Source organism: Jeotgalibacillus soli (assembly GCF_000829435.1).
Taxonomy (GTDB): domain Bacteria; phylum Bacillota; class Bacilli; order Bacillales; family Jeotgalibacillaceae; genus Jeotgalibacillus; species Jeotgalibacillus soli.
On record NZ_JXRP01000009.1, the window covers coordinates 308,504 to 335,246 of the forward strand.

25 protein-coding genes are annotated in these 26,743 nt (G+C 41.5%); 19 read left to right on the forward strand and 6 right to left on the reverse strand.

The annotated features are described in order from the left end of the window. The first annotated feature begins 135 nt into the window (after positions 1 to 135). Entirely contained in the window at positions 136 to 306 is a 171-nt protein-coding gene (locus KP78_RS19925; protein WP_157841442.1) for a hypothetical protein, read from the forward strand. A gap of 49 nt (positions 307 to 355) precedes the next feature. On the opposite strand, the gene KP78_RS20535 is transcribed toward KP78_RS19925, so the two are convergent. Next, positions 356 to 607 (reverse strand): hypothetical protein, encoded by a 252-nt coding sequence (locus KP78_RS20535; protein ID WP_041086684.1) that lies wholly within the window; start codon positions 605 to 607, stop codon positions 356 to 358. A 726-nt stretch (positions 608 to 1,333) separates the two neighbouring features. On the opposite strand from KP78_RS20535, the gene KP78_RS04515 reads away from it, so the two are divergent. Beyond that, on the forward strand, positions 1,334 to 2,233 hold the full coding sequence (locus KP78_RS04515) for an HNH endonuclease (protein ID WP_041086686.1): 900 nt from the start codon (positions 1,334 to 1,336) through the stop codon (positions 2,231 to 2,233). Between the two features lie 40 nt (positions 2,234 to 2,273). On the opposite strand, the gene KP78_RS04520 is transcribed toward KP78_RS04515, so the two are convergent. Next, positions 2,274 to 4,019 (reverse strand): mechanosensitive ion channel, encoded by a 1,746-nt coding sequence (locus tag KP78_RS04520; RefSeq protein WP_052474571.1) that lies wholly within the window; start codon positions 4,017 to 4,019, stop codon positions 2,274 to 2,276. 215 nt (positions 4,020 to 4,234) lie between these two features. Between KP78_RS04520 and KP78_RS04525 the strand changes: the two genes are divergently transcribed. Continuing rightward, positions 4,235 to 4,882 carry a DsbA family oxidoreductase gene (locus KP78_RS04525; RefSeq protein ID WP_041086688.1) on the forward strand — a complete coding sequence of 216 codons (648 nt, stop codon included), beginning with the start codon at positions 4,235 to 4,237 and terminating at the stop codon, positions 4,880 to 4,882. A 36-nt stretch (positions 4,883 to 4,918) separates the two neighbouring features. Here KP78_RS04525 and KP78_RS04530 read toward each other — a convergent pair whose 3' ends face one another. The 4 genes from KP78_RS04530 to KP78_RS04545 form a co-directional block, all read right to left on the reverse strand. Next, a complete protein-coding gene (locus tag KP78_RS04530) occupies positions 4,919 to 5,473 on the reverse strand; it encodes a TVP38/TMEM64 family protein (RefSeq protein ID WP_041086690.1) in 555 nt (184 codons plus the stop codon). A 168-nt stretch (positions 5,474 to 5,641) separates the two neighbouring features. After that, positions 5,642 to 6,325, reverse strand: a complete 684-nt coding sequence (locus KP78_RS04535; RefSeq protein WP_041086692.1) for a pseudouridine synthase — start codon at positions 6,323 to 6,325, stop codon at positions 5,642 to 5,644. A 158-nt stretch (positions 6,326 to 6,483) separates the two neighbouring features. Next, complete coding sequence (locus tag KP78_RS04540; protein WP_041086694.1) at positions 6,484 to 7,305, reverse strand: Cof-type HAD-IIB family hydrolase; 822 nt, start codon at positions 7,303 to 7,305, stop codon at positions 6,484 to 6,486. Positions 7,306 to 7,413: 108 nt separating this feature from the next. After that, positions 7,414 to 9,603, reverse strand: a complete 2,190-nt coding sequence (locus KP78_RS04545; protein WP_041086696.1) for a beta-propeller domain-containing protein — start codon at positions 9,601 to 9,603, stop codon at positions 7,414 to 7,416. A gap of 274 nt (positions 9,604 to 9,877) precedes the next feature. On the opposite strand from KP78_RS04545, the gene KP78_RS04550 reads away from it, so the two are divergent. From KP78_RS04550 to KP78_RS04625, 16 genes are all read left to right on the forward strand, one after another. Continuing rightward, positions 9,878 to 10,903, forward strand: coding sequence for a Gfo/Idh/MocA family protein (locus tag KP78_RS04550; RefSeq protein ID WP_041086698.1), 1,026 nt, complete (start codon positions 9,878 to 9,880; stop codon positions 10,901 to 10,903). A 15-nt stretch (positions 10,904 to 10,918) separates the two neighbouring features. Next, positions 10,919 to 11,671, forward strand: coding sequence for a sugar phosphate isomerase/epimerase family protein (locus KP78_RS04555; protein ID WP_052474573.1), 753 nt, complete (start codon positions 10,919 to 10,921; stop codon positions 11,669 to 11,671). 270 nt (positions 11,672 to 11,941) lie between these two features. Further along, positions 11,942 to 12,910 carry a sugar phosphate isomerase/epimerase family protein gene (locus KP78_RS04560; protein WP_041087491.1) on the forward strand — a complete coding sequence of 323 codons (969 nt, stop codon included), beginning with the start codon at positions 11,942 to 11,944 and terminating at the stop codon, positions 12,908 to 12,910. 32 nt (positions 12,911 to 12,942) lie between these two features. Further along, complete coding sequence (locus KP78_RS04565) at positions 12,943 to 13,929, forward strand: LacI family DNA-binding transcriptional regulator (RefSeq protein ID WP_041086700.1); 987 nt, start codon at positions 12,943 to 12,945, stop codon at positions 13,927 to 13,929. Between the two features lie 451 nt (positions 13,930 to 14,380). Next, positions 14,381 to 15,205, forward strand: a complete 825-nt coding sequence (locus KP78_RS04570) for a M55 family metallopeptidase (RefSeq protein ID WP_041086702.1) — start codon at positions 14,381 to 14,383, stop codon at positions 15,203 to 15,205. A gap of 11 nt (positions 15,206 to 15,216) precedes the next feature. Next, positions 15,217 to 16,149 (forward strand): ABC transporter permease, encoded by a 933-nt coding sequence (locus KP78_RS04575; RefSeq protein WP_106388529.1) that lies wholly within the window; start codon positions 15,217 to 15,219, stop codon positions 16,147 to 16,149. A gap of 2 nt (positions 16,150 to 16,151) precedes the next feature. Beyond that, the gene (locus tag KP78_RS04580) at positions 16,152 to 17,105 is read left to right on the forward strand and encodes an ABC transporter permease (RefSeq protein ID WP_422723692.1); all 954 of its coding nucleotides are present in this window, start codon (positions 16,152 to 16,154) and stop codon (positions 17,103 to 17,105) included. A 13-nt stretch (positions 17,106 to 17,118) separates the two neighbouring features. Continuing rightward, positions 17,119 to 18,159, forward strand: a complete 1,041-nt coding sequence (locus tag KP78_RS04585) for an ABC transporter ATP-binding protein (RefSeq protein ID WP_052474575.1) — start codon at positions 17,119 to 17,121, stop codon at positions 18,157 to 18,159. A gap of 75 nt (positions 18,160 to 18,234) precedes the next feature. Continuing rightward, positions 18,235 to 19,872: a peptide ABC transporter substrate-binding protein gene (locus KP78_RS04590; protein WP_041086705.1), complete on the forward strand. Its 1,638-nt coding sequence runs from the start codon at positions 18,235 to 18,237 to the stop codon at positions 19,870 to 19,872. Positions 19,873 to 20,009: 137 nt separating this feature from the next. Beyond that, a complete protein-coding gene (locus KP78_RS04595; protein ID WP_041086707.1) occupies positions 20,010 to 20,933 on the forward strand; it encodes a S66 peptidase family protein in 924 nt (307 codons plus the stop codon). Positions 20,934 to 20,956: 23 nt separating this feature from the next. Further along, complete coding sequence (locus KP78_RS04600) at positions 20,957 to 22,051, forward strand: dipeptide epimerase (protein WP_041086709.1); 1,095 nt, start codon at positions 20,957 to 20,959, stop codon at positions 22,049 to 22,051. After that, entirely contained in the window at positions 22,042 to 22,965 is a 924-nt protein-coding gene (locus KP78_RS04605; protein ID WP_041086711.1) for a C40 family peptidase, read from the forward strand. The genes KP78_RS04600 and KP78_RS04605 overlap by 10 nt, the downstream gene beginning before the upstream one ends. Before the next feature lie 46 nt (positions 22,966 to 23,011). Continuing rightward, positions 23,012 to 23,977, forward strand: a complete 966-nt coding sequence (locus KP78_RS04610) for an ABC transporter ATP-binding protein (RefSeq protein WP_041086713.1) — start codon at positions 23,012 to 23,014, stop codon at positions 23,975 to 23,977. 466 nt (positions 23,978 to 24,443) lie between these two features. After that, a complete protein-coding gene (locus KP78_RS04615; protein ID WP_041086715.1) occupies positions 24,444 to 24,644 on the forward strand; it encodes a cold-shock protein in 201 nt (66 codons plus the stop codon). 317 nt (positions 24,645 to 24,961) lie between these two features. Next, positions 24,962 to 25,555: a DNA-3-methyladenine glycosylase gene (locus tag KP78_RS04620; protein WP_041086717.1), complete on the forward strand. Its 594-nt coding sequence runs from the start codon at positions 24,962 to 24,964 to the stop codon at positions 25,553 to 25,555. A gap of 84 nt (positions 25,556 to 25,639) precedes the next feature. After that, the gene (locus KP78_RS04625; RefSeq protein WP_041086718.1) at positions 25,640 to 26,638 is read left to right on the forward strand and encodes an NADPH:quinone oxidoreductase family protein; all 999 of its coding nucleotides are present in this window, start codon (positions 25,640 to 25,642) and stop codon (positions 26,636 to 26,638) included. Positions 26,639 to 26,743 lie beyond the last annotated feature (105 nt).

A 26,743-nucleotide genomic window follows, 5' to 3' on the forward strand; every position in this document is an offset into this window, starting at 1 on the left:
GAGACAGAGAGATTGATTAACAATAAAAATGAACAATAACGATTTTATTTGAAATTTGTTTAGGATCGAATGAAATACGAATAAATAAAGAAGAAGTATAATAAGGGGTGGAATAGCAGCAAGGAGGGGGATTAAATGATTTTGATTCAATTGATTATGATTGTATTTGCTCTCGTGTTAATTACAATTGGCATCCTTGTGGTGAAAAGAGCAACGGAAATTTCTATGCGTGCAATAGGGATTGCGCAAATAATAATGGGACTTGTTATGATGGTTGCGGCATGGATTGCAGGGTCCATTTCATAAACAAAAAAAGGTGGCGCTTTATTGATGCGTCACCTTTTTATCCATTCATTTATCTAGCAACACCAGGAATGATAGGAGCTCTTTTTAGGATAATCCAAATTGCAAAGATCGTGATAAGAGCTAGAAAAACAATGCTGACAGGATTTAACGACAGCTGACTTTGCTTTATATCCAAGAGCCATTCAAAGATGCTCGTTCGAATACCTGAAACAGTAACTATAATGACAACAAGAGCGATACTGGTTACTCCTCCAATAAGTCCATAGCGGAAAAAAATTGTGCTTAATAAAAATCCAATCAACAGAAAGAAAAAGTTTAGGACGCCATCTATTAAAAACAGATTATATCAGGTAGGGGGAATGGAAAAAGCATTGATGGGTCCCTATAATGTAAATCGTTTATATCCTATTTCTTTCAATATAAAAACGACTGTCCGCGAAATGATCAAGTTCATTAAACTCATAAATAGTGAAAGCAATACAATAAAGCTTAGTGTTCCAAGTATGTATTGCTGACGTGTTACCCCCATTAATAGGACATATATTCTTGAAAGAAACGTTTTTTCGCTTTGTTAAAATAATGCTTTTTGCCTTCTTGCTAACAAACATCCCAATTCCTCTTTTCTTAAATAAAATCTCCTGTTCCGCAAGCTGATTAATCCCTTTTGCTGCTGTAGCTGGATTGATTTGATAAAATTTCGAGAATTCATTTGTAGAAGGAACACACACCCCCCGGTTTGAAAAGAACCCTCCAATATTCCAGTTTTAATCGTTTCTGCGATCTGTTGAAAAATCGGAGTATCTTCTCTTAGTTTTTATTCATATTTACGCCTGCCTCATTGGTTAGTTACTTATGTAATAAACCATATAACTGTTTGGGTTTTCTGTTAACGGAAATTTCTAAAAATTTAATATGACATATCATTGGCTCTAAAATGAAATGATAGTCAGAAAGAGAGTGAAACGGTTGGTCTCAACGTATTTTCGTTTATACTGGAGATAAGAGGATTATTGGAAGGATGTAGATCATGTTTGCTGTCGCTTTAACGAATCACTACTGGTACAAGAATTTGAGTCGCCGGTCGCTTTCCCAGAAAGTTAATTTTTGGACACCGGGTCCTTGGAATATTCGTAAATTAAAGAAGGGGGATTTATTTTTATTTTTATTAAAGGCCCCGTACCGTCAAATCTGTGGATACGGACGCTTTCATGACTATGAAAATATAAGCGTGGAGGAGGCTTGGTTCCGTTTTGGTAAGGATAACGGGGTTCAATCCCTTTCCCAGTTTAGCAGGCAAGTAGAGGAATACATGCCGCACATGGCAAGTGATTTGTTTTCCGTAGAAATAGGAAGTATTGTGCTAACAGATGTTCATTTTTTTAATGAAAAAGAATTTATTCCTTTTCAAGAGCTCATTATTGATTTTCCTGACCAGGTGATGAAATTTAAATACTTTGAGGAAGATCACTATATTGAAGATCTACTTACTTCGTCTTCACCTAACCGTTCTTACGTTCTGGTGGAAGAGACAACAGGTCCGATGAATACAAGGAGTGCAGAGGGAGACCGCAACGAGATTAATTTTCAAAAGGAGGTCATGAAGAATTACGAAGAAACCTGTGCAATCAGCGGAGAAACCACATTTTCCTCCTTACAGCCTACATACGTTCAACCGTATCTCAATGAATCAAGTAATCATTCACAAAATGGTCTCCTGCTTCGTGCTGATTATAGTAAGTTATGGGATGAGGGCTTGATAACAGCTGATGAGCATAACCGAATTAAAGTGAGTGAGCTTCTTGCATCATCGAGCTATGCTGATCTTGGCGGGATTTATCTGCGTTTGCCTAGTAACCAGGAAAAAGCACCTTCAAAAGAAGCAATAGAATACCATCGTGCATTCGTTTTTCGGTCGATGGAAAAATAGAGAAAAGACGTTCCTGAAAAAGCAGGAACGTCTTTTTGTTTTATTGTTTATTAGGATCATCGGTGGAATCCTTTTTTGGAGATTGCTGATCATTTAAATCCTTCCACGCTGATTGACTGTTAGAAAGATCCTCTGTTTCATATATAGATGTTGGGAAAGAATTTCTCGTTACCACCTCATTTGTTACCGGTTTTCTATATTCATTTTTAATTTCTTCCGCAGATTCCTTAGCACGTTCTGGTGACAATTCGGCGCTTCCAGCTTTCTTTTCCCATTTATCGAGATAGCGTGAGGCGTTATCACGGCCTCCAAGTCCAAACGCAAGACCAAATGCGAGAGCGGCAGCACCCAGGATTAAGATAAACGCTGAATTGACGATGGTATCTGCAACACCAAGCTGATCGAGTGCCATAAAGAGAGCCAAAGCCATAATGGCATATTTAGCGACTGAGCTTAGCATGGATAGCTCAGAGCCAGAGAACAGGCTGTCCAAAATCCGTTTTGTGATATTGGCCAGAATAATTCCCAAAGCCAAAATAATGACGGCTGTAATAACGCTTGGCAAAAATGCAAGAACTGCTGTACCAATGTTTACAAGGAAATTTAATCCGACAATTTGGAAAGCTTCTACGATAAAGAGGGTCACCACCACAAATTGTGCGAGATATCCAGCAATGTCTGCAGGTGTCATTCTCGAATGTGAAGCTTTCCATCCTCCGATTTTCAGATGGTTTGCCGCATTATTAATGCTTAGTTTCGAAAGCAGATTTGTGACAAATTTACGCACCCATTTCCCGACCCAAATACCAATTGCAATGAAAGCAATTCCAATGAGGATGTTAGGAATCATAGCCATTACATCATTCAGCATGTTAATGGCTGGTCCGGTAATACCCTCGATTTGCAATTGATCAAGAGCTGAAATCGTAACAGGGATCATAATAAGGATAAATACCACTGTCCCAGTGATAGACGAAATGGTTGTATCCTTTAAAAAATTGGAGAATCCAAGTCTGGCAGCAAGCTTATCTGTTCCAATAGCATGCAAGAAATTAGTAATAATATCTCTTACAATTTTTGCTACAATCCAGCCTACAAGCAGGATGAATAAGGCTGCAATTAACCGCGGAATAAAGGCCAGGAAGCTTGCAAGCATAAGGCTGAATGGCTCTGACACGGCATCAATGCCAAGGGCGCTTAAAATACCCGGAAGGAATAAAAGCAGCACAACATAAAATACGATCGTCCCTGCGTTTTCTACATATTCATGAAGGTTTGTCCGATCCTTAAAATATTTATTTTCTGTAACTGATCGCGTTCTTGCAAGGCGATACCCTCCTTTTACCACCATGGTCTTTAGAACAAGGGCAATAATGTAAGCAAGGAGCAGAATAAGAGCTGCTTGCAGCACATTTGGGATAAAGGCCAGAATTGTGCTCATCATTTCAACTAACGGAGCGGCAATAATGTTTAGATTAAGAATATTGAAGAATAGAATAAAAACAAAAACCATTAAAATATAAAAAATAATTTTTCCTGCAATTTTTTCAGGAGGCCATTTTTGTTTTCTTGTATCTCGTTCTGTCTGCTGCGGCGGTGCTGCGCCGTTTGGTGATCCATATTTTCTAATGACGCCTGTTTTATGAAGGAGCTTTTCCACCGCAGTACCGACAGCTTTGGCGATGATCCAACCAATTAAAAGTACAAGAAGAGCTAAAATCAGATTGCCTAATGAATTTAAAAATGAGTTTACATTAAAGCCTGTTTCGTTAAAAAGGTTATTCATATCGTTGCCTCCAATTCTATTAAGATATTGATTCACCGACATTTTTCCCCGTATTTCACATAGTCAAACAATTATTCTGTCTCTTTATTAATTAATAAAGCTTTATCTAACGTACAGAATGGATCAATAAGCAGTTTATTCGACTTATAAAGGGAAGGGGGATATAATTTCTGACAACCAACATACTAACGCAACACAAAATGAAGGAGGCAATTATGTCGTTAAAAATAAAGGTTTATTCAGATTATGTCTGTCCTTTCTGTTTTTTGGCTGAAAAGCCGCTGGAGGAAGCCATTAAAGGAAAAGATGTTGAAGTTGAATGGATGCCATATGAACTGCGCCCGTATCCGAACGAGACGCTGCGTCCGGAGGGTGATTATTTACAAAATACTTGGAAGCAATCTGTTTATCCAATAGCCGAGCAGATGGGTGTTGATATTGTACTTCCAAATGTTTCGCCGCAGCCATATACACATTTAGCTTTTGAAGGATTCCAATACGCAAAAGAAAAAGGCAAAGGAAACGAGTACAATGATCGTATGCTCCGCGCCTTTTTCCAGGAGCAGCAGGATGTTGGAGATGTTGATGTGCTAACGAAGCTTGCAGGAGAAATAGGAATTGACGAACAAGAATACCGTGAAGTACTGGAATCTCGAAAATATAAAGAGGCGCATCAAAAAGCATTGAACCATGCTTATAATGAAGTGGATATCACGGCGGTTCCGACATTCATCATTGGTGAAACAAAGGTTTCCGGCTTGCGCTCAAAGGAATCATTGGAAAAAATCATTGAAGATGAAATGAAAAAGCAGAAGCCCGTCATTTTATTTGACGGAATGTCTTGCGGTATAGATGGATGTTAATATAAGAAAAAGAGGTTCTTCAAACGAAGAACCTCTTTATTTTTTAATACGATTCCAATTTCGTACAGCGATCAGCAATAGAAGGATAACTAAAACTGAGGCAATGATTTGACCTGGTGCAGTCCAGTTCATGATTTGATAGGTAGAATATACTTCGATCACAAGCGCAGGGATTTTTCCAAGCGTGCTTGCGATTGCAAAGTGCAGAAATGATATTTTTCCAACAGCGGCAAACAATGAAACGGTACTAGAAGGAACAAACGGCAGCAGCCGGAGAGATAGGACCATTAAAAAGGCTTCCTTGCCTTCTGCATGAAGAAGCCTTTGGACACGTGGATAGTTGGCAGCTTTGTTATTTACAAATCGATGAAATCCCTTTCGATAAAGCGAAAAGGAGACAATCGCTCCAAGAGATTCCCCGGCAAAAGAGATAAGCATCCCTCCCCAAAACCCAAATACCGCCAAATTAACCGCAGTAACCGCAGCGCTTGGTATAAATCCAAGGATACTGATTGCAATGTTGACAAGAATACTTAACGGAATGGCGATTTCAGGAGGTGTCGACAATATAGACTCCAAATATGATTGCATGAAAATCTCCTATGGGAAACAATTTATAACTTAAAATATGGATGAAACAATGGGGGAGAGTCAAGTATGTTGGTTGATCTGTCATTTGGCTATAAAAAATAACCTACCCTTGAGTTGTCGTCACGGTGGTGGATTATCTCATCGTCTTGCTGATTAAACGCATATCGCTTATCTCTTCAACTGCTTCACTTCAGCGTCTGATAAATGTCTCCATTTTCCTATAGGTAAATCGTTTAAATAAATATCCATAATGCGAACACGCTTCAGCGACTGAACGGTAAAACCAAATGTTCTGCACATTCGTCTAATCTGCCGGTTTAGACCTTGTGTTAATATGATGCGAAATGCTGTCTCAGATAGCTGTTCAACGGTGCAGGGGCTGGTTTTCTTTCCCTTAATGTCAATTCCGCCTTCTCGAATGCCCTCTATGAGCTGATCGGTTACCGGACGGTCGACTGTTACCACGTATTCTTTTTCTTTAGCATGCTCGGTTTTCATTAAAGGGTTCACAATACTGCCGTCATTGGATAACAATATTAATCCTTCTGATTCTTTATCTAATCGCCCAATGGCAAATATTCGTTCAGGATAGCCGACAAAATCAATAATATTGTTTTCAATATTTTGCTGCGATGTACATATAATCCCGCGCGGCTTATTCAATATCAAATAGACGAATTTTTTAATAATGGGGAGGGGATGGCCATCAATTCGAACGTCATCCCCCTCATCTACTTGCTGGTTTGAAGCGCATATTTCACCGTTCACCGTAATTCTTTCTGCTTTTAAAAGCCGAATCGTTTCTCGACGTGAACAATATCCGGTTTTGCTTATATAAGTATGGATATGCATCTCGATTTCCTCCAAAAACTCCAATAGTCGAAAGAATCCTCCTTGATCAAGAGAATCAAAGAGGATGAAAAGCTAACAGCTTCGCTCTCAGCGAACACTAAAGCATCCATAAATCCCGTTGTTATTGGATTTGCCGGTGCTTTAGTTCGTTGAAGGGGTCAGACCCCTTTAACTGAGTTAAGTATAAAATTTTCGACGACTAGTGCGACGCCGTCGTTCATATTGGTGTCAGTGATGTGGTCGGCTATGGCTTTAATGTCCTCTGGTGCGTTGCCCATTGCCACGCCTAGGCCGGCAAATTTGATCATTGTCAGGTCGTTATAGCTGTCACCTACTGCAATTACTTCTTCTTGCTTAATACCAAGTTTTTGAATCAGGTGATTGAGGCTTTCGCCCTTTGTGACACCCTCTTCGGTAAATTCAAGGAAATATGGCTTTGAACGCATGACGCTTAGCTTGCCTTTTAGTTCTTCCTGCAGCTTTTTCTCAACAGGAATTAGTTGTTCCGGCTCCTTTAGCATTAATACTTTAGCAACGGGCTCTTTTACAGCTTCATTAAAGCTTGAAACAACCTCTACTGGTAAACCGGTAATATCGGACTCAATGTAAGAGTATGGGTTTTCTGTTTCGGTCACGATGGCATCGCCAATATAGGTGTGAATGCCAACATTTTCACGCTTGCTTATTTCGTATAGACGATGAACTGTTTCCGGTGATAATGCGCTGCTGAACTCTTCTTCATTTGTTTGGCAATTGATTATTTTCGCCCCGTTAAAAGATAATAGATAGCTGCCGTATTCTGCGAGCAACAGCTCATTTGCAACTGCACGCATTCCATAGGTTGGGCGGCCGGAGGCCAAGACAACCTTAATACCAGCATCCTGTGCTTCCATTAGTGCTTGTTTTGTTTTTTGGGAAATCGTATGGTCATCCCGAAGGAGGGTATCATCTAAGTCAAGTACGATCATTTTATAAGTCATTGTTGAAAAATCCTTTCTTATATAAGCATGTTTCCCTATGTTACTACAAAACAAAAGAAAGGCGCCAGTCCTCTGCTGCTATAAAGCAGCGGGGCCTGGTGCTGGGGTTTAATTAATTTGTTCAAATGTCGTTAAATCATAGGCATTTATGCCGTTGTTAGCAAGGGTATAAAGAGTATCCTCGATGTAGAGCATCCGCTGAACCTGTGTGTTCCAGTCTTCATACAGCTGGTCTGAATTGTTGTCAACATATAATTCCTTTGTAAGCTCAATTCCATTTTCGGCTGTAATGTTGAAAAGGATGCCCCCTTGATAGTGAAAGGCAAGCTCTCCATTTTTATCGGATTCATTATAGACGTTGATCGGAAAGCCGTATAAATTCTTCTCACGATGCTGGAAAAGTGATTTATGGTCGTACAAAACAGGGGAATGCGTTCCCTGACCGCCAATGATTTCGCTATCCTGCTCTTTTGGATTTGTAAAATCGGTAATATCAAATAAGCTAACCTTAACGCCGGTTGTGACAACATTTGGCGGCTGTCCGGCCTCACTGCTTTTAACAAGCTCCGTATCCATTCCGATCCCGATTAAATGCTGATCATCGAGCGGATGGAGGTAGTTGCTAAATCCTGGAATTTTCAATTCTCCGAGAACCTCGGGAGCTTCAGGATTTGCTGTATCAATGACAAACAGTGGATCGGTTTCCCTAAATGTCACCATATAAGCTTTATCCCCCATAAATCGGGCGGAGTATATACGCTCTCCAAAGGCTAAATCTTCTACTGATCCTGCTTGAGCCATGGCTTCATCTAAAATAAACAGGTGATTGCGTGAAGTGGGATTATCGCCCCATGTGCTGCCTTCTGTTGTAACGATGCGAAAGTATCCGTTGTATTCATCCATGGAAAACTGGTTAAGAATGGTTCCCTTCACTTCACCTTGAGCGATGAACTTCACGTTGATACCGTCAAGTTGAAATTTAAACAATTTTGTACTTTCATCACCGCGAGGGCCTGGTATTGGAAGAATACCAATTCGTTCCTGACTGTGAGAATAATTTGCAGCGGCTAAATAAAGATGCTCTTCGGACATATAAAGCTGACCGCTGCTTCCGAGAAAAGATTTTGAGCTGATGTCAGCCTCAGGATCACTGATGTTGACCGAGGTAATGGTCGTATAGCCGCTGTTTGCTGTTTCAGGAATGATTTGAATGTGCTCAAGATCGATTGGTTTAATCGATTCTCCTTGTTTACTATCTGAATAGCTTGGTCTAAGTGAAGCTTGCTTATTCTCTTCAAGGGTCCAGTAGTATGGGGAGAAATCCGTTACAAAGTACAAATAAGAATCGATCATGCGGGCGCTGTTATAGTGTCCTTCTGCACTAACCTCGCGTATAAGTGCAGGGGCTGTCTTATCATCAATATTATAAATCTTAGCTACTGTCATGCTGTGGTCGATAGCATAGCTTTCAGTATCAGTAAGGTCATGTTGTGATGAAGAGGGGATCCATTTATCTCCCAATACAATCAATGTTTCTTCATGGAGAAAAAGGTGAGAAGGGTAGAAATTGTCGTCATATTGAATTGTAGAAGCTGTCGTCATGGTATTCGCAGGATAAGCCTGCACGATCTCCACTTTTTGGTTATCAATAATACGGTATATAAATGTACCATCGGTCTTTATCATATCCGCTTCATTGACACCATCTACCTGATTGTTTGTCTCAGAGTAGCTCTCGGTTGTGCTTGCTTGATCTGCAGTCCCGCTGGATGCAGAGTCTTCAACAGAATTACTTGATTCCATACTGAAGGATGTGGTTTCTCTCTGTCGCTCTTTATCATTTTCAAGAACCGCCGTAAAATACTCTGTTAGCTGATCCTCAGATTCTACAGCTGGAAGCACGGAAATGACGCGAAAAGGGATATCCTGCGTGCCGCGAATGGCAAAGCCCAATGTTGATTTAATTTCATCCGATAAATGAAGAACATAATCTTGATTGGTTGAATAGCCATCTTGGGGAGAAACAATTTGAAGAATGGTGCCGTCATGATTTAACGAGAAGGCCACAGCAAGCCTGTTGCCATCCTGATCGGTTACATAGACAGACTTCTCGTGAATCGTTTTTTCTTCCAATGGAGAGGAGAATTGCAGCGTCCATATTTTATCTGAAAAGACTAGCTTTTCTTGGGTGTCTGATACGCCTGCTGTAATGGTCGGCTGTGAAAAATACCATAAAGAAGCTGCTCCGATTATTACGACTAGCAGTAGGCTCCCAAGAAACATGCGTTTTTTCTTCATCACTTTTCAACTCCGTTCACCTTTGTTTATCAATTAGACGGATGTCCTTTGCAATTGTTTCGAAAATCGGTAAAAAATTCTTATATTAGATGGATTTCAGATCAAAAAAAGAAAGAGGAATTAATTTATGAAAGGGCTTGCACAATTATTAGATCGTGTTAAAATAAAATCGAAACGTTTCGATTTTAGATTTTATTTTTAACAATTTTGGTTAATGAAAATGCATTTAATAATAATAACGTTTCGAATATCGTTGGAATGGAGAGAAAGTATTATGAGTAAAATAAAAATCGGAATTATTGGTTGCGGAAGCATTACAAAGCACCGTCATTTCCCGGAATATGCAGCAAATGAAAATGTAGAGATCGTAGCAGTATGTGATCTTGATAAAAAAAGAGCAAGCCGTTTTGCAGATAAAGCTGGAGCGACCGTTTACATTTCTTATGAAGAATTGCTACAAGACCCGGCTGTTGAAGCGGTTAGTGTAAACCTGCCAAATGCTTTGCATGCTCCGGTATCCATTGCAGCGCTTAAGGCTGGTAAGCATGTATTATGTGAAAAGCCAATGGCGACATCAATCCAAGAGACTGAAGAGATGATTCAAGCAGCAAAGGATTCGGGTAAAAACCTGATGATTGGTCATAATCAACGTTTTGTTACCTCTCATCAAATGGCAAGAGAATATATCAAATCCGGTAAGTTGGGAAAAATTTATAGCTTCCGTACAGCGTTTGGTCATGGAGGACCAGAAGGCTGGAGTGCAGATGGACGAGATAGCTGGTTTTTTGATAAGGAACGTGCATTCATTGGTGCAATGGGAGATCTAGGTGTTCACAAGAGTGACTTGATCCGTTTTATTTTTGATCAGGATGTCATTGAGGTCGGAGGGTTTGTTGACACGCTTGCCAAGGAAAACACGGATGTAGATGATAATGCAGTTTGTGTGGTAAAGCTTGCTGACGGGGCGATTGGTACGCTTACGGCCAGCTGGTCCTATAAAAAATTCGAGGATAACTCTACCATTATTTATGGTGAAAAAGGCGTCCTTCGTCTCGAGGATGATGAGGATTATTCATTCATTTTCTATCCGATTGATGGAAAGCCTGAGAAAGTTGATGCAGGTAAAATCCAATCAAATGATGAGGGTGGCCAAACTAACTCTGGCGTAATCGATGAATTTATCGATAGCATTCTTTCGAAAAGACAGCCGGCTGTTACAGGTGAAGAAGGCAAGAAAGCGCTTGAGATTGTAATTGCCGCTTTAGAATCAAGTGAGACGAAGAAAATAATTTCTATCTAATAGGAGGATGTCTGCATGAGGATGGTAGGCTTACAGCTCTATTCTATAAGAGAAGATATAGAAAAGGACTTCGCAGGAACGTTAAAGGCAGTTGCTGAATATGGTTACGACGGAGTCCAGCTTGCTGGAGACTATGGGAAAGAAGCATCCGAATGGAAAACAGCTTTAAACGGGCTTGGCTTGAAGCCTGCTGGGATGCATGTACCTTTAGAAGTTTTGGAAAATGAGGCGCTTTTGAACGAAACGATTCAATTTAGTAAAGAAATTGAAAACACGAAGCTCATTATTCCCTATCTTCCAGAGGAATGGAGAACTGAAGAGAAATACAAAGAGGTTGCAGAAATGCTTAATGTGACTGGTCGCCGTGTTCAGGAGCAAGGGTTGACCTTTGGCTACCATCATCATGACTTTGAGTTTTTACAAGTAAATGAGACAACCGGATGGGATATTTTGGAGCAGAAAACAGTGCCGGACGTGGTTCATTTCGAAATTGATGTGTACTGGACTGAATATTCAGGCGTTCAAACGAATGAATTACTTAAGCGCCTGAACAAGCGGGTGCTTTCATTGCATATTAAGGATATGGTACAAGAAAACGGTGAGAAGAAAAGTACTTCTGTTGGTAAAGGGACACTAAAACTTAAAGAAATTATTCTTCAAACTCATACGGATTGGCTGATCGTAGAGCAGGAGCATTTTAATGGAACGCCGCTTAATGAAGTCAGTACGAGTGCTGCAGTCATAAAAAACTGGTTAGGAGAAGCGTAACAAGTAAAGAAAAGAGCCATTACTTATACAAAAATATTCAATAAGGCTATGTTAAAGATCATTGTTGATTTTTGCACGATGTTGATTGGAGATGAAGGCGTAAGACTTTTGTGGAAAAAGCGAGTCAAAGGAAGACCCCGCAGGCGTATAGCGCCGAGGAGCGTCGGACCGCCCACGGAAAGCGAGCGCCTGAAGCGGAAATCAACAGGCAAGTTTAACAGAGCCTTCAATAAAAAAGAAAAATTAAAAAATGAAAGGCGGGCGTTCATAATGAAACTAGGAATTTTTACTGTTCTTTTTTCTCAAATGGAATTGGAAGAGATGCTGAAGCATGTAAAGGAAGCTGGAGTAGGAGCGGTTGAGATTGGCACAGGAGGGTATCCGGGTGATGCCCATTGCAATATCGATGAGCTGCTGGATCAGCCAAAACGTCAAAAGGAATATTTGGCACTTATTGAAAAGTATGAATTAACGATTAGTGCATTTAGCTGTCACGGAAATCCGATTTCACCTGATAAGACGTTTGCAGCAAAATGCGACGAGGATTTGCGCAAAACGATTCGTTTAGCGGCACAGATGGGGGTTCCTGTGGTCAATACCTTCTCTGGTGTTCCTGGTGACAGTGAGAACAGTCAATATCCGAACTGGCCAGTAGCTCCGTGGCCAGGTGAATATGGCGACTTGCTAGAATGGCAATGGAAAGAAAAGCTGATTCCTTATTGGCAGGACATTGCGAATGTAGCAAAAGAACATAACGTGAAAATAGGTCTTGAATTACACGGGGGCTTTCTTGTTCACACCCCGTATACATTGCTGAAATTAAGAGAAGCTACAAACGAATATATTGGTGCTAACTTAGATCCAAGTCATCTCTGGTGGCAAGGGATTGATCCAGTGGGTGCCATAAAAATCCTTGGTAAAGAAAATGCGCTGCACCATTTCCATGCAAAGGATACGTATTTGGATCAGGACAATATTAACATGTACGGGCTGACGGATATGCAATCTTACAGTAAAATTCAATCTAGAGCTTGGAATTTCCGTTCGGTCGGCTGCGGTCATAGTATGGAAGAGTGGACGAATATTATTAGTGCACTAAAAACGTACGGCTATGATTATGTTGTCAGCATTGAACATGAAGATCCGCTTATGTCCATTAACGAAGGCTTTGCAACCGCAGTAAGCAATCTTGATCGCATCATTATTAAGGATGCATCGACAGATATGTGGTGGGTGTAATCCAAAACTGATTGAAATGAAAGAGGAATACTATGACAACAATTAAGGATGTAGCCAAACGAGCAGGGGTAGCAGTTTCCACAGCGTCCTTAGCATTGAATCAGAGTGAACGAGTTTCACCATCTACAGCAGAAAAAGTAATGAAGGCTGCTCAAGAGCTTCAATATCGAAAGAATGGCTGGGCAAGAGACTTGAAAATGCAAAAGACGCAAATGATCGGTTTAATCCTGCACGATCTTTCCGGCCCCTTTTATGCCTCCATCATTAAAGGAATTGAGCAGACCCTGCTTTCCTACGGCTACGGCTTAATTGCCTGCAGCACACTTGGAGAAACACTTGGAACGGCGGAACGTTTTTTGCATGAAAGACGAGTAGATGGTGTCATTATATTCTCTTCGGATATAAAAGACCAAACATTAATTGACGTAAGCAGAGAGGACTTTCCAGTTGTTGTAATGGATCGTGTGCTCTCTCATCCATATCTTTATTCTGTCACGGCTCATAATCACCAGGGGGGCTACCAGGCAGCTGAGTATTTTATAAAACGAGGCCATAAAGCAATTGGCTACATTTCTGGTCCTGCGAATAATCTTGACAGTCAGCTTCGTCTGAAAGGATTTAGTCAATGTTTAGCGGATTATCATTTTGCTGATGTTCCAACAAAATGGCATATTAGGGGGGATTATTCGCAGCAAGGAGGTTATCAGGCTGCCAGGCTATTGATTGAACAAGGAAATCTGCCGACAGGCTTGTTTGTTTCCAATGACGAGATGGCATTCGGTGCACTTAAGGCTTTCGCAGAAGCGGGCGTTCGAGTGCCTGAAGACCTTAGCGTGATTGGATTTGATGATGTGGAGCTCTCCCAATATGTTCGTCCATCCTTAACAACCATTAAGCAGCCGAAATTTGAAATGGGCTCATTGGCGGCACATAAAGTGATTCAGCATCTTCAAGGAGACGCCCCAAAAGAACACTCTGTACTTCCAACAGAATTGATCGAGCGTGAATCATCCGTTTAGATGTAGCGCTTGATCTGGATCGGATCGTTATTTCATTATTTAAACATGGATTTGTTTGAGTATCTTTCCTGTTGCGATTGCAGAACAGATAGGTTAAACTAACGTTTGTTTAACCAAATGGTTCTTGCTAATGATCGTATTTGGGTAGATTTTAATGACTTGTTATCTATGCGTAAAGTAATTATCTTCCGGAGCTGTATAATGAAAATGGTATAGAAAAATAGCGATTAATGGGACGTCTTAACGAATATAGTTAAGGCGTCTTTTGTTTATCAACAAGTAGAATTTTTGGTAAACGCTTTCAATTAATTCCCATAAAAAAACATATCTACCTTCAATTGATGAATTATGAAAACTTTGATACAATAGTAAGAAAATTAAGATACTTCCTAATAATTTGTTATTTTAAAATAATTAGGTTGATTTATTGGAAGAAATGGGGATTAGATGGATGAAAGTTTATATTTCAGTGGACATGGAAGGGATTACCGGTTTGCCAGACTATACATATGTCAGTTCGAACGAAAAAAATTATGAACGAGGGCGCCGAATCATGACGCAAGAGGCCAATTTTGTTATCCAAGCTGCGTTTGATCATGGTGCCCGGGAAGTGCTTGTCAACGACTCACACTCAAAAATGAATAATCTGCTGATTGAGGAAATACACCCGGATGCTGCACTCATTACGGGAGACGTTAAGCCGTTTTCGATGGTTCAGGGGCTGGACGAATCAATGGATGCAGTCATTCTGGTAGGCTACCATGCCAGGGCTGGTCAAAAAGGGGTAATGGCTCACTCTATGACGTGGGGCGCTAGAAATATGTACATAAATGATGTGCCGATTGGTGAGCTTGGATTTAACGCATATGTAGCAGGCTTTTACGGAGTGCCTGTTGTCCTTGTTGCAGGAGATGATTGTGTTGGAGAAGAAGCAAAGGCATTGATTCCAGGTATTCATACAGCTGTTGTAAAAGAAACGATTTCCAGATCAGCAGTTAAAAGTTTAACACCGAAAAAGGCTGGAGTGTTATTGAGAGAAAGAACGCTGGATGCTTTAAAAGATGTGTCGAACATTAAACCTCTAATACCGCCTGAACGTCCAACGTTAAAAATTGAATTTACGAACTATGGGGAAGCGGAGTGGGCAAATTTAATGCCGGGTACCAGAATCGAACCTGGAACCTGTATCGTGACGTATGAAGCGAAAGATATATTGGAAGCGTACAAAAGCATGCTGGTAATGACTGAGCTTGCGATGCGTACGAGCTTCTGTTAGGGGGGAGCCGCGTGGCGAAATACATAATTAAGCGATTTTTTATGATGGTCATAACGGTTTTGGTTATTGCTACTTTAACCTTCTTCTTGATGCATGCCATTCCAGGATCTCCATTTAATGAGGAGCGCGGAACAAACGAAGCGGTTCAGGCAAACCTTGAAGCTTTTTATGGGCTGGACGAGCCGTTATATGTGCAGTACGGAATGTATTTAAAGAGAATTGCCACATTCGATTTTGGTCCGTCTATTAAAAACCCAACCCAATCGGTTAACGATCTGCTCTCAAGAGGGTTTCCAATTTCATTTGAACTAGGCATGATCACGATTATTGTCGCCCTTGTGTCAGGAATTATTTTAGGTGTAGTGGCGGCGCTAAGGCATAACGGAATCATTGATTACGTCGCAATGACAGTCGCGGTGCTCGGGATTTCCATTCCGAACTTTGTACTGGCTACGCTAATTATTCAAAAATTCGCGGTCGACTGGCAGCTGCTTCCTGCTGCAACGTGGTCCAGTCCTGCTCATATGGTGCTGCCGACACTGGCATTAGCGACAGGACCCATGGCAATCATTGCACGCCTTACACGTTCAAGCATGCTTGAAGTATTAACACAGGATTACATAAAAATGGCAAAAGCAAAAGGGCTGTCTCCCTTAAAAATTGTATTTAAGCATGCACTAAGGAATGCTCTAATGCCCGTTGTTACCATTTTGGGAACGTTGCTTGCAGGGATTTTAACAGGAACCTTTGTTATTGAAAAAATCTTTGCGATTCCTGGAATGGGTAAGTACTTTGTAGAAAGCATCAATAATCGAGATTATCCAGTCATCATGGGGACGACTGTATTTTATAGCACGATTCTTGTGTTTATGCTATTTCTTGTGGATATTGCCTACAGTCTGCTCGATCCTCGAATCAAGCTGGCAGCGAAAGGAGGGGAATAGCGTTGAAGCAGCCAAAAACGGAGAATCAATCTTCATCTCAACAAATTCCAGATGAATGGTTTAAACCGATAAAAAAAGATCGTGAAAAAGCTGAGAATGTCGTTCGCCCTTCTTTATCCTATTGGCATGATGCCTGGCGCAGACTGGTAAGAAACAAGCTAGCAATGTCCGGCCTTATCTTTCTTATTTTTTTGAGCTTAATGGCCATATTTGGTCCAGTATTTTCTCCTCATTCGGCGTCAGATATTAATTTGCCAAATCAGAATCAGCCGCCAAGTACTACACATTTCTTTGGAACGGACGAGCTTGGAAGAGATGTATTTACCAGAACCTGGTACGGTGCGAGGATTTCTTTATTTGTCGGTCTTGCTGCCGCATTAATCGATTTCTTTATCGGAGTCATTTATGGAGGGGTTGCAGGCTATAAAGGAAGAAGAACGGATTCAATCATGATGCGAATTATTGAGATTTTATACGGTTTACCGTATTTGCTTGTGGTTATTTTACTCTTGGTCGTTATGGGGCCAAGTTTAACAACCATTATTATCGCTTTAACTGTAACAGGATGGATTGGGATGGCAAGGATTGTCAGGGGGCAGGTTTTGCAAATTAAAAACTATGAATTTATTGTCGCCTCACAGTCATTCGGCGCGAAAACGTCTCGAATCATTCGTAAAAATCTTTTGCCGAATACGATGGGTCCGATTATTGTTCAAATGACATTAACGGTACCAACAGCCATTTTTGCTGAAGCGTTTTTAAGCTTTTTAGGACTTGGGATTCAAGCTCCGCATGCCAGCTGGGGGGTCATGGCTAATGATGCATTGTCCACGATCCTGTCGGGTCATTGGTGGCGATTATTCTTCCCGGCGTTTTTCATTTCATTTACTATGTTTGCCTTTAACGTACTAGGAGATGGTCTGCAGGACGCTCTTGATCCTAGGCTTCGGAAATGATGGGGGATAAAAAATGATTAAAATAAATTACGAGAATACGAGAGAGCTTCAAAAGAATAAAGAAAAAATGGTACTAGAAGTAAGAGATCTTCACGTGACATTTAAAACTTACGGGGGAACAGTACAGGCGGTTAGGGGAGTTAGCTTTGATGTGTATCAAGGGGAAACGCTGGCGATTGTTGGTGAATCCGGCTGTGGGAAAAGTGTCACCTCAAGTGCAATTATGGGACTAATCCCAACACCGCCAGGAGAGATTACGAAGGGGCAAGTGATTTTTAAAGGAAAGGAGCTAACTAGACTTTCAAAAAAAGAGCTGAGAAAAATCCGGGGTTCTGATATATCAATGATCTTTCAGGATCCGATGACAGCCCTGAATCCGACCTTAACTGTTGAAGAACAGCTGACTGAGGGCATAAAACAGCATAAATCGATTTCCTCGGCTGAAGCGAAGAAAAAAGCAATTGAGATGATGAAGCTTGTAGGGATCCCGAATCCTACGGAACGCATGAAGCAATATCCCCACCAGTTTAGCGGTGGGATGAGGCAGCGGATTGTCATTGCTATTGCTCTTATGTGTGAACCAGAACTGCTTATTGCTGACGAACCGACTACTGCACTCGATGTAACCATCCAGGCGCAAATTCTTGAGCTGTTTGAAGAAATTCAAGAAAAAACAGGAGTGGCCATTATCTTGATTACACATGATCTGGGTGTTGTTGCCAAAATTGCGGATCGAATTGCGGTAATGTATGCAGGGAAAATTATTGAATCAGGGACGAAAAGAGAAATTTTCTATAAGCCAAATCATCCTTACACACAGGGACTGCTGCACTCGGTTCCAAGGCTGGATTTAAAAGGGAAAGCGCTTGAACCAATTGAGGGAACACCGCCTGATCTATTTGCTCCGCCGGCTGGCTGTCCATTTACGGCTCGTTGTCCACATGCGATGGAAGTATGTGAAAAGGTCATGCCGAGATCCGAATCATTATCAAGCACACATTCAGTGGATTGCTGGCTTCTGGATGAACGTGCTGAAGGAATGCGCTTGGCTTAAAGAGGACGGTTCGTTATGGACAGGCTTTAAGCCAAGCATGCAATATAAAATACATAGAAACAGGGGGAGATTTGCTTGAAAAAATGGGGAATATTTTTGTTTTCAATCGTCATGGTTTTAGTTCTGGCGGCATGTACAGCGAATGAAGAGGCAGGGGAAGAACAAGAGAATAAAGACGACAGTACACAAGAAGAAGCAAGCGCTGAAAAGGTGCTGCATATGAATAATGGAACGGAGCCAACCTCGCTTGACCCATCTATTGGCTTTAATGCAGCTTCTTGGAATCTGCTGAATAACGTTATGGAAGGATTAACTCGACTTGGAGAGGATGATCAGCCTCAGCCTGCGATCGCAGAGGACTGGGAAGTATCAGAGGATGGGTTAGAATACACCTTCAATATTCGTGAGGATGCAAACTGGTCGAATGGAGACCCTGTAACAGCTGGTGATTTTGTATATGCATGGACGTATATGCTTGATCCAGCAACGGCTTCACCGGCAGCATTCTTAGGTTACTTTATCGAAGGGGCAGAAGAGTTTAACTCTGGGACAGGAGATGCTTCTTCCTTAGGTCTTGAAGCAGTAGATGAAAAAACGTTCAAAGTAACGCTTGCGGGGCCGACTGGGTTTTTCTTGAACGTGATTACAAACCCTTCATTTTTCCCAATCAATGAAGCTGTGGCTACAGAAAACCCAAATTGGTTTGCTGAAGCGGACTCGTTTGTTTCAAACGGACCATTTATGATTGAATCATGGGATCATGATAGTGAAATTGTCATGACAAAGAATGAAGAATATTGGGATGCAGAAACAGTTCAGCTGGACAAAGTTCACTGGGCAATGGTGAATGACGTAAACACAGAATATCAAATGTATCAAAGCGGGGATCTGGATGTTTCAGAAATTCCAGCTGATTTAGCAGACCAGCTGATTGACGGGGAAGATGTTCATATTTGGGATCAAGCAGGGCTTTATTTCTTCCGATTTAACGTCAATATGGAGCCTTTCCAAAATCAAAAGATTCGTCAAGCCTTTGCAAAAGCTGTAAATCAGCAGGAAATTGTTGAGTTTGTTACGAAAAACAGAGAAGAACCTGCCTATGGTTTTGTTGCACCGGGCTTTGAAGATCCAAATGGTAACGACTTCCGTGAAACAAATGGAAATCTAGTAGAATTTAACGCTGACGAGGCGAAAGCGCTTCTTGAAGAAGGGATGGCGGAAGAAGGATATAGCGATCTTCCGACGGTAACCTTGTCATACAGCACAAGTGATTCGCATCGTATTATTGCGGAAACGCTTCAGCAAATGTACAGCCAGAATCTCGGTATTGACGTTGAATTATCAAATGTTGAAAGCAATGTATTCTTAGATGAGCAGAGAGCACTTAAGTTTCAATTCTCCCGCAGTTCATTCTTGCATGACTATGCAGATCCAATTAACGCATTGGAAAGCTTTATTACGGATTCTTCTATGAACCGTACTGGCTGGTCAAACGAGCAATATGATCAACTGATTGCAGATGCCAAGAATGAGGCAGATGAAGCTGCCCGCTTCGAGCTTATGTATACAGCAGAGAGATTACTTCTAGAAGAAATGCCGATCTTCCCACTTCATTTCTATAACCAAGTCTACTTGCATAATGAATCCGTTACAGGAATCGTACGTCATCCAGTAGGCTACATGGATTTGAAATGGGCGGATAAAACAAATTAATACCATTAACACGGAAAGGAAGCGTAAATCGCTTCCTTGCGTGTTATGTTTTTTGATGGTTTCACGTATGGTTCTTTATGGTGAAAAAAGGGTGATGCATACGCCCTTTTTTCAATGTAAAGAAAGGGAAGGTGAAAATGATGGTTTTACCAAAGCGGTTGCATAAAGGGGATACGATAGGAGTTGTTGCTCCTGCCAGCCCTCCCAATATAGAGCAGCTTGACCGTTCTTTGCCCTTTTTAGAGGAGTTAGGGCTCAAGGTGAAAATGGGCAAGCATGTACGGAAAGTAGACGGCTATCTTGCCGGAACAAATGAAGCACGTCTTGAGGATCTTCACGAAATGTTTGCAGATCCCGATGTGAAAGGAATTATTTGTGCTGGGGGCGGCTACGGGACAGGTCGGATTGCTGATCAAATCGATTACAATGTAATAAAAAACAACCCTAAAATCTTTTGGGGATATAGTGATATTACCTTTTTACATACCGCTTTTTTTCAGCGCACAGGACTTGTGACCTTTCATGGCCCAATGCTGGCTTCAGATGTTGGCAAAGAGAATTTTCATGAGCTTTCGAAAAAAATGTTTCAGCAGCTTTTTGATCCAAAGGAGCTTCATTATACAGAAGATATATCTCCTCTAAGCGTGGTTAATGAAGGAGAAGCTGTAGGGCCGCTGGTGGGCGGGAATTTAACCTTAATTCGCAGCACCATAGGCACTCCCTTTGAAATAGATACGGTAGGAAAGCTTTTACTTATAGAGGATATCGATGAAGAGCCTTATTGTGTTGATGGCATGCTCAATCAGCTTGCCATGGCTGGGAAGCTTGAGGATGCTGCGGGTATTGTTGTTGGAGATTTTAAAAATGCGGTGCCAAAGCGCAGGAAATCCTCGCAGACACTCGATGAAGTGCTTAATTATTACTTAAAAGAATTAAAAATACCCGTTGTCAAAGGATTCAAAATTGGACATTGCCAGCCTCATTTTGCGGTTCCTCTGGGAATTCCTGCAAAGCTGTCAAGCCGTTCAAAAACACTTACTTTTTTTCCGGGGGTCCAGTAAAGTACACGAAAAGGAGTTTACCAATGCGCATTCATACTATAGAAACCTTTCGAGTGGCTGTGCCGCTGAAAAAGCCATTTAAAACAGCTCTTCGTGTGGTTACAGTTGCAGAATCCATTGTGGTTAAAATAACGGCTGAGGACGGCAGGATTGGCTATGGAGAGGCGCCGCCTACACATGTTATTACGGGTGATTCAATTTCAAGTATAGAAGCAGCCATTAGAGATGTGTTCACTCCGCTTTTAATGAATCAATCCATTGAAAACAGGGAGCTGCTTTTTCATACCATTCATTCGTCTATGGTTAGGAATACAAGTGCGAAGGCTGCCGTGGATTCTGCTATTTACGATTTGATCGCTCAATTTGCCGGCATGCCCCTTTTTCAGTTCCTTGGCGGCTATCGATCAACCATGGAAACAGATTATACGGTTAGTGTGAATGAGCCGGCAGAGATGGCAGAGGATGCATCGGCTTTTCGAAAAGCGGGATATAACGTATTGAAAATTAAGGTTGGAACTGAAACCATTCAAAAGGATCTTGAAAGAATCAGAGCCATTCGGGAAAAAATCGGTTTCGACTGCAAGCTTCGATTGGATGCGAATCAAGGGTGGACACCGAAAGAAGCCATATTTGCTATTAGGAAAATGGAGGACGAGGGCCTGTCGATTGAGCTTGTTGAACAGCCCGTTCTTGCCCATGATATCGAAGGGCTAAAGCAGGTAACGGATCATACGGCTACCCCCATTATGGCAGATGAGAGCGTCTTTTCACCACAGGATGCCATACGGGTGCTGCAAACGAGAAGCGCTGATTTAATCAATATTAAATTGATGAAGGCTGGTGGAATTCATCAAGCGCTTGCTATTAATAAACTGGCTGAAAGCTATGGAGTTCCTTGTATGGTAGGAAGCATGATTGAGACAAAGGTAGGGATTACGGCTGCTGCACATTTTGCCGCGAGCCAGCGCAATATTAACAGATTTGATTTTGATGCACCTCTTCTCCTGTCAAAGGACATTGTAGAAGGAGGCGTAAAGTATAGAGGTCAAGTAATGGAGCTGACGGACGCTTTTGGGCTGGGAATTCAGCAAATAGAGGAGAGATATGTATGGAGATGACCTCGGGGCTGATTAACGTCGCCGTCGCCGCAGTTTGGACAGATGCAGCGTCCCCGCGTGAGATTGATGCTGAAAGCTTAAAAAGTCCAGTAAACATTCCTGCATGGCTGGATGCTTTAACGACTGAACAACGGAAAGCACTTTGTGACGATAAGCTTGTGCAGACGCAGCTCCTTTATGGCGAGCGTGTACTAGTGCTTGATAAAAAGGGAGAATGGGCATATGTCGTCATTCCGGAGCAGGCGTCAAAAAAAGATGAACGCGGCTATCCTGGCTGGGTTCCCTTAGCGCAAATTACCGAAGTTCAGCAAACGGAATTAGAAAAGCGGGAGGAGCTTCCGATTGTGGTTGTGACAGCTAAGAAAACAACCATGCATGATGCGCATCGGAAACCAATTCTCGAAGTAAGCTATAACACCATTTTGCCTTTGATAAAGGAAAAGGAAGATTTTTACGAGGTTCATACACCTGATGGAACGGGCTTTATACATAAAAAGGATGCCTCTGTTTATTCATCATTTGCTGCGATGCAAAAAGGCAGTGGGAATGATATTGTTCAACATGCGGAGCGTTTTAAAGATCTTCTTTATTTATGGGGAGGAATGAGTGCGTATGGATATGATTGTTCCGGCTTCAGCTACAATATGCTTAAAGCAAATGGGTACTTGATTCCACGTGATGCCACTGATCAAGCTGAAAAGGGACAGCCGATTAAAAAGGAACAGGCAGCACCGGGTGATTTGTTGTTTTTTGCTTATGAAGAGGGGAAAGGGGCTCTTCACCATGTTGGAATTTATTATGGTGATGGAAAGATGATCCACTCCCCTACACCGGGCAAAAAAATTGAGATCCAGACCATCGCTGGCACGTTTTATGAAAAAGAATGGTGCGAAACACGACGATACTGGCAATAGCAAAATAATACATAACCGATTTATTCATACATTGGGGGATATTGGCATGACAAAAGACGCGTTACTGGAAGTGCAGCAATTGACTAAGCATTTTGATTTAGGAAAGAATCAGCTTTTGCGTGCAGTAGATGGTGTTAGCTTTAATGTTTATCGAGGTGAGACGCTTGGACTTGTGGGGGAGTCTGGCTGCGGTAAATCCACAACAGGTCGAACTGTGATGGGATTATATAATAGGACCAATGGAAAGGTGCTTTACGGTGGTCAAGATGTTCATGATATGAATGAGCTCGATCGCTTTTCCTTTTTGCGCAATATGCAAATGATCTTTCAAGACCCATATGCCTCTCTTAACCCAAGATCAACTGTTCTTGAGATTATTTCAGAGCCGATGGATATTCATGGACTATATAAAAGCAGCAAAGAAAGAAAAGAACGAGTGTATCAGCTGCTAGAGGATGTAGGCTTAAATAGGGATCATGCCAATCGCTATCCCCATGAATTTAGCGGCGGGCAGCGTCAGCGGATTGGGATCGCACGGGCATTAGCGCTGGATCCGGAATTTATTATTGCGGATGAACCGATCTCTGCACTTGATGTCTCTGTTCAGGCTCAGGTGGTAAACCTACTAAAATCACTTCAAGCTGAAAAAGGATTAACGTATTTATTCATCGCTCATGATCTGTCGATGGTAAAGCATATATCCGATCGAATTGGTGTTATGTACCTTGGACACATGGTTGAATTAACGACAAGTGAAATGCTCTATGATCATCCTCTTCATCCGTATACGCAAGCATTACTTTCAGCTATTCCTATACCAGATCCTGATGTGGAGGAAAAAAGGGAGCGAATGATCCTTAAAGGTGAGCTTCCAAGTCCCATCAACCCTCCTAGCGGATGTGTGTTTCGAACAAGATGTCCCGTTGCTACTGCATTGTGTGCAGAGGAAAAGCCTGAGTGGAGAGAATACGAGACGGGACATTTCGTTGCGTGTCATCATGTTAACAGCTAACTGGAAAAGGATCGAAGTTTGCACCTCCCTAAGTAAGGGTATAGTAAAAGAAAAACAGGAGGTATGATACGATGAAAGGACTTATTCGTAACCTTATTCGATTTGGACCCATCATTTATCCAATTGTAAAAAAATTCTTAAATAAACGAAAAAGCAGTAATGCTTCAAAACCGTCTTCATATTAACGTTTTTTATTAAAAGTCCAGCGAATTCGCTGGACTTTTTTTCTGTATAATACGATTATGGACTTTTTGAAAGCGATTTAAATCCTGCAGAAATAAAAAGGCATGTATTGCTATTTTTATAATTCCGTGCTAGTATTAGGTAATGCTTAATAAGTATCAATCACATAATTCACATGTTAGCAGAGATTATATTTCAGCTGATATAATCCCTGCTAGCATGTGAATTTTTTGTTTTTACACCGTTATTAAGTAAAATTCAACAATTTCTTGGAGGTTTTATCATGAATCAAGGTACAGTAAAATGGTTTAATGCAGAAAAAGGATTTGGCTTCATCGAAGTAGAAGGCGGCGAAGACGTATTCGTACACTTCTCAGCTATCACTGGCGACGGCTTCAAATCTCTTGAAGAAGGTCAAAAAGTAAGCTTTGACATCACTCAAGGCAACCGTGGCGACCAAGCTGCTAACGTTGTAAAATTATAATTTTACGATCAGACTCCTGACACATTAGTGTCAGGAGTTTTTTTAATTGCAAAATATGGACATAACCTTCAACTATTTTTCAAGAGTTGAAGACACAGTATAATATGTATAGCGTTAATCTCCTTATCGTTAGGGGGTTGAGAAAATAAAAAATGTATTTATTAGATCGATATTTATAGGGGATACTGTGACCTGTATAACCGCAGCGAAACAGGCCGCATTGATCATCAATGAGTAAGAGTAGGATACCACGGTACAAGCAGTTAGATTATTCAAATGCAGTAGGATCAACTCGCTTACAGGGGGGGAGGCAGTCTATGACGGATTATCAACCACTGGATCGAAGCTTTTACATGCAGCCTACACTCGAATTGGCAAAACAATTATTAGGCTGTTTATTAGTAAAGGAAACAGACGAAGGAATCGCTTCCGGGTATATCGTTGAAACAGAGGCCTATATGGGACCAAGGGACCGGGCTGCTCACAGCTATGGAAATAGAAGAACAAAACGAACCGAGATTATGTTTCATGAAGCCGGATCAATCTATACATATACCATGCACACTCATACACTTGTAAATGTTGTTTGTGGCGGGATTGGTCAGCCAGAAGCTGTCTTAATTCGTTCTGTGGAGCCTTATGAAGGACTTGACTTGATGAAACGACGAAGAGTAGGACGCCCGCAAAAGGAATGGACAAGTGGACCAGGAAAGCTGACAAAAGCGATGGGAATCACGCCAGCTGACTATGGAGGAGTCTTTACAAAACCGCCGCTCATGATTTGTGAAGGGGTACGCTACGAACCGCATAACATCTCAAGTGGACCTCGGATTGGAATTGACAACACAGGTGAAGCACGTGATTACCCATGGCGATTTTGGGTTACGGGCAATCGTTACGTATCAAAATAAAATAGCATTTTGCACCTATGCTTTGACCGATGGACCGGTTATAGGATATGGTGGAGTAAATGATTGGAAGGGGTTGCATAGAGGATGGATTCATCATTTAAAGCCGTTGTAGTGGATAAAAGGGAAGATGATTTCTCGGTAGCTGTCAAATCATTAACGAAGCATCAGCTTCCTGAAGGCGATGTGCTGATTAAGGTGTCTTATTCCAGCGTTAATTATAAGGATGGACTCGCTGGATTGCCAAACGGAAAAATCGTTCAGTCATATCCTTTTGTGCCGGGAATTGATTTGTCGGGCCTCGTTGTTTCTTCAACAGATGATCGGTTTAAAGAAGGGGACAAGGTAATTGCGACAAGCTATGGGATCGGTGTTTCACATTTTGGAGGCTATTGTGAATATGCAAGTATACCAGCTGACTGGATCGTACCTTTACCTGAGAATTTAAGTTTAAAAGAAGCAATGATTATCGGTACCGCAGGATTTACGGCTGCATTATCCATTCATCGGTTAGAGGAAAATGGGATAACACCTGATGGAGGAGATGTGCTTGTTACTGGGGCTACGGGCGGTGTTGGAAGTGTAGCAGTTTCCATGCTGCATAAAAGAGGCTACCATGTAACAGCAAGCACAGGAAAAGAATCAGAGCATGAGTATTTGAAAAAGCTTGGTGCAAATTCCGTTATTTCTCGAGAAGCGGTTTTTGATGGAACGTTAAAGCCTATGACCAAAACACAATGGCAGGCGGCAGTAGATCCTGTAGGCGGAAAAAGCCTGGCTTCCGTTTTAAGTAAAATAAAATACAGAGGGGCAGTCGCTGTAAGTGGCCTGACAGGCGGAGGAGATGTTCCGACAAGTGTGTTCCCGTTTATTTTGCGCGGAGTAAGCCTTCTAGGTATTGACTCAGTTGAATGCCCAATGGAGCTTAGAAAAACCATTTGGGCACGCTTGGCAGATGATTTAAAGCTCGATAATTTAGAGGAAATGGTGGATCGTGAAATTCCTTTAGAAGAGGTGCCTGCTGCAATGGCTGACATTATAGGCAGCAAAATTAGAGGAAGAGTGCTTGTAGCCATTAATCCATAATAAATGAAATGTGTGATAAAGGAATCGGTTCAACAGGATGTTCCTGTCCAATCGGTTCCTTTTTATTGTTGGCATTATGTTAATTGTAGCGGATGTGTGAGACTC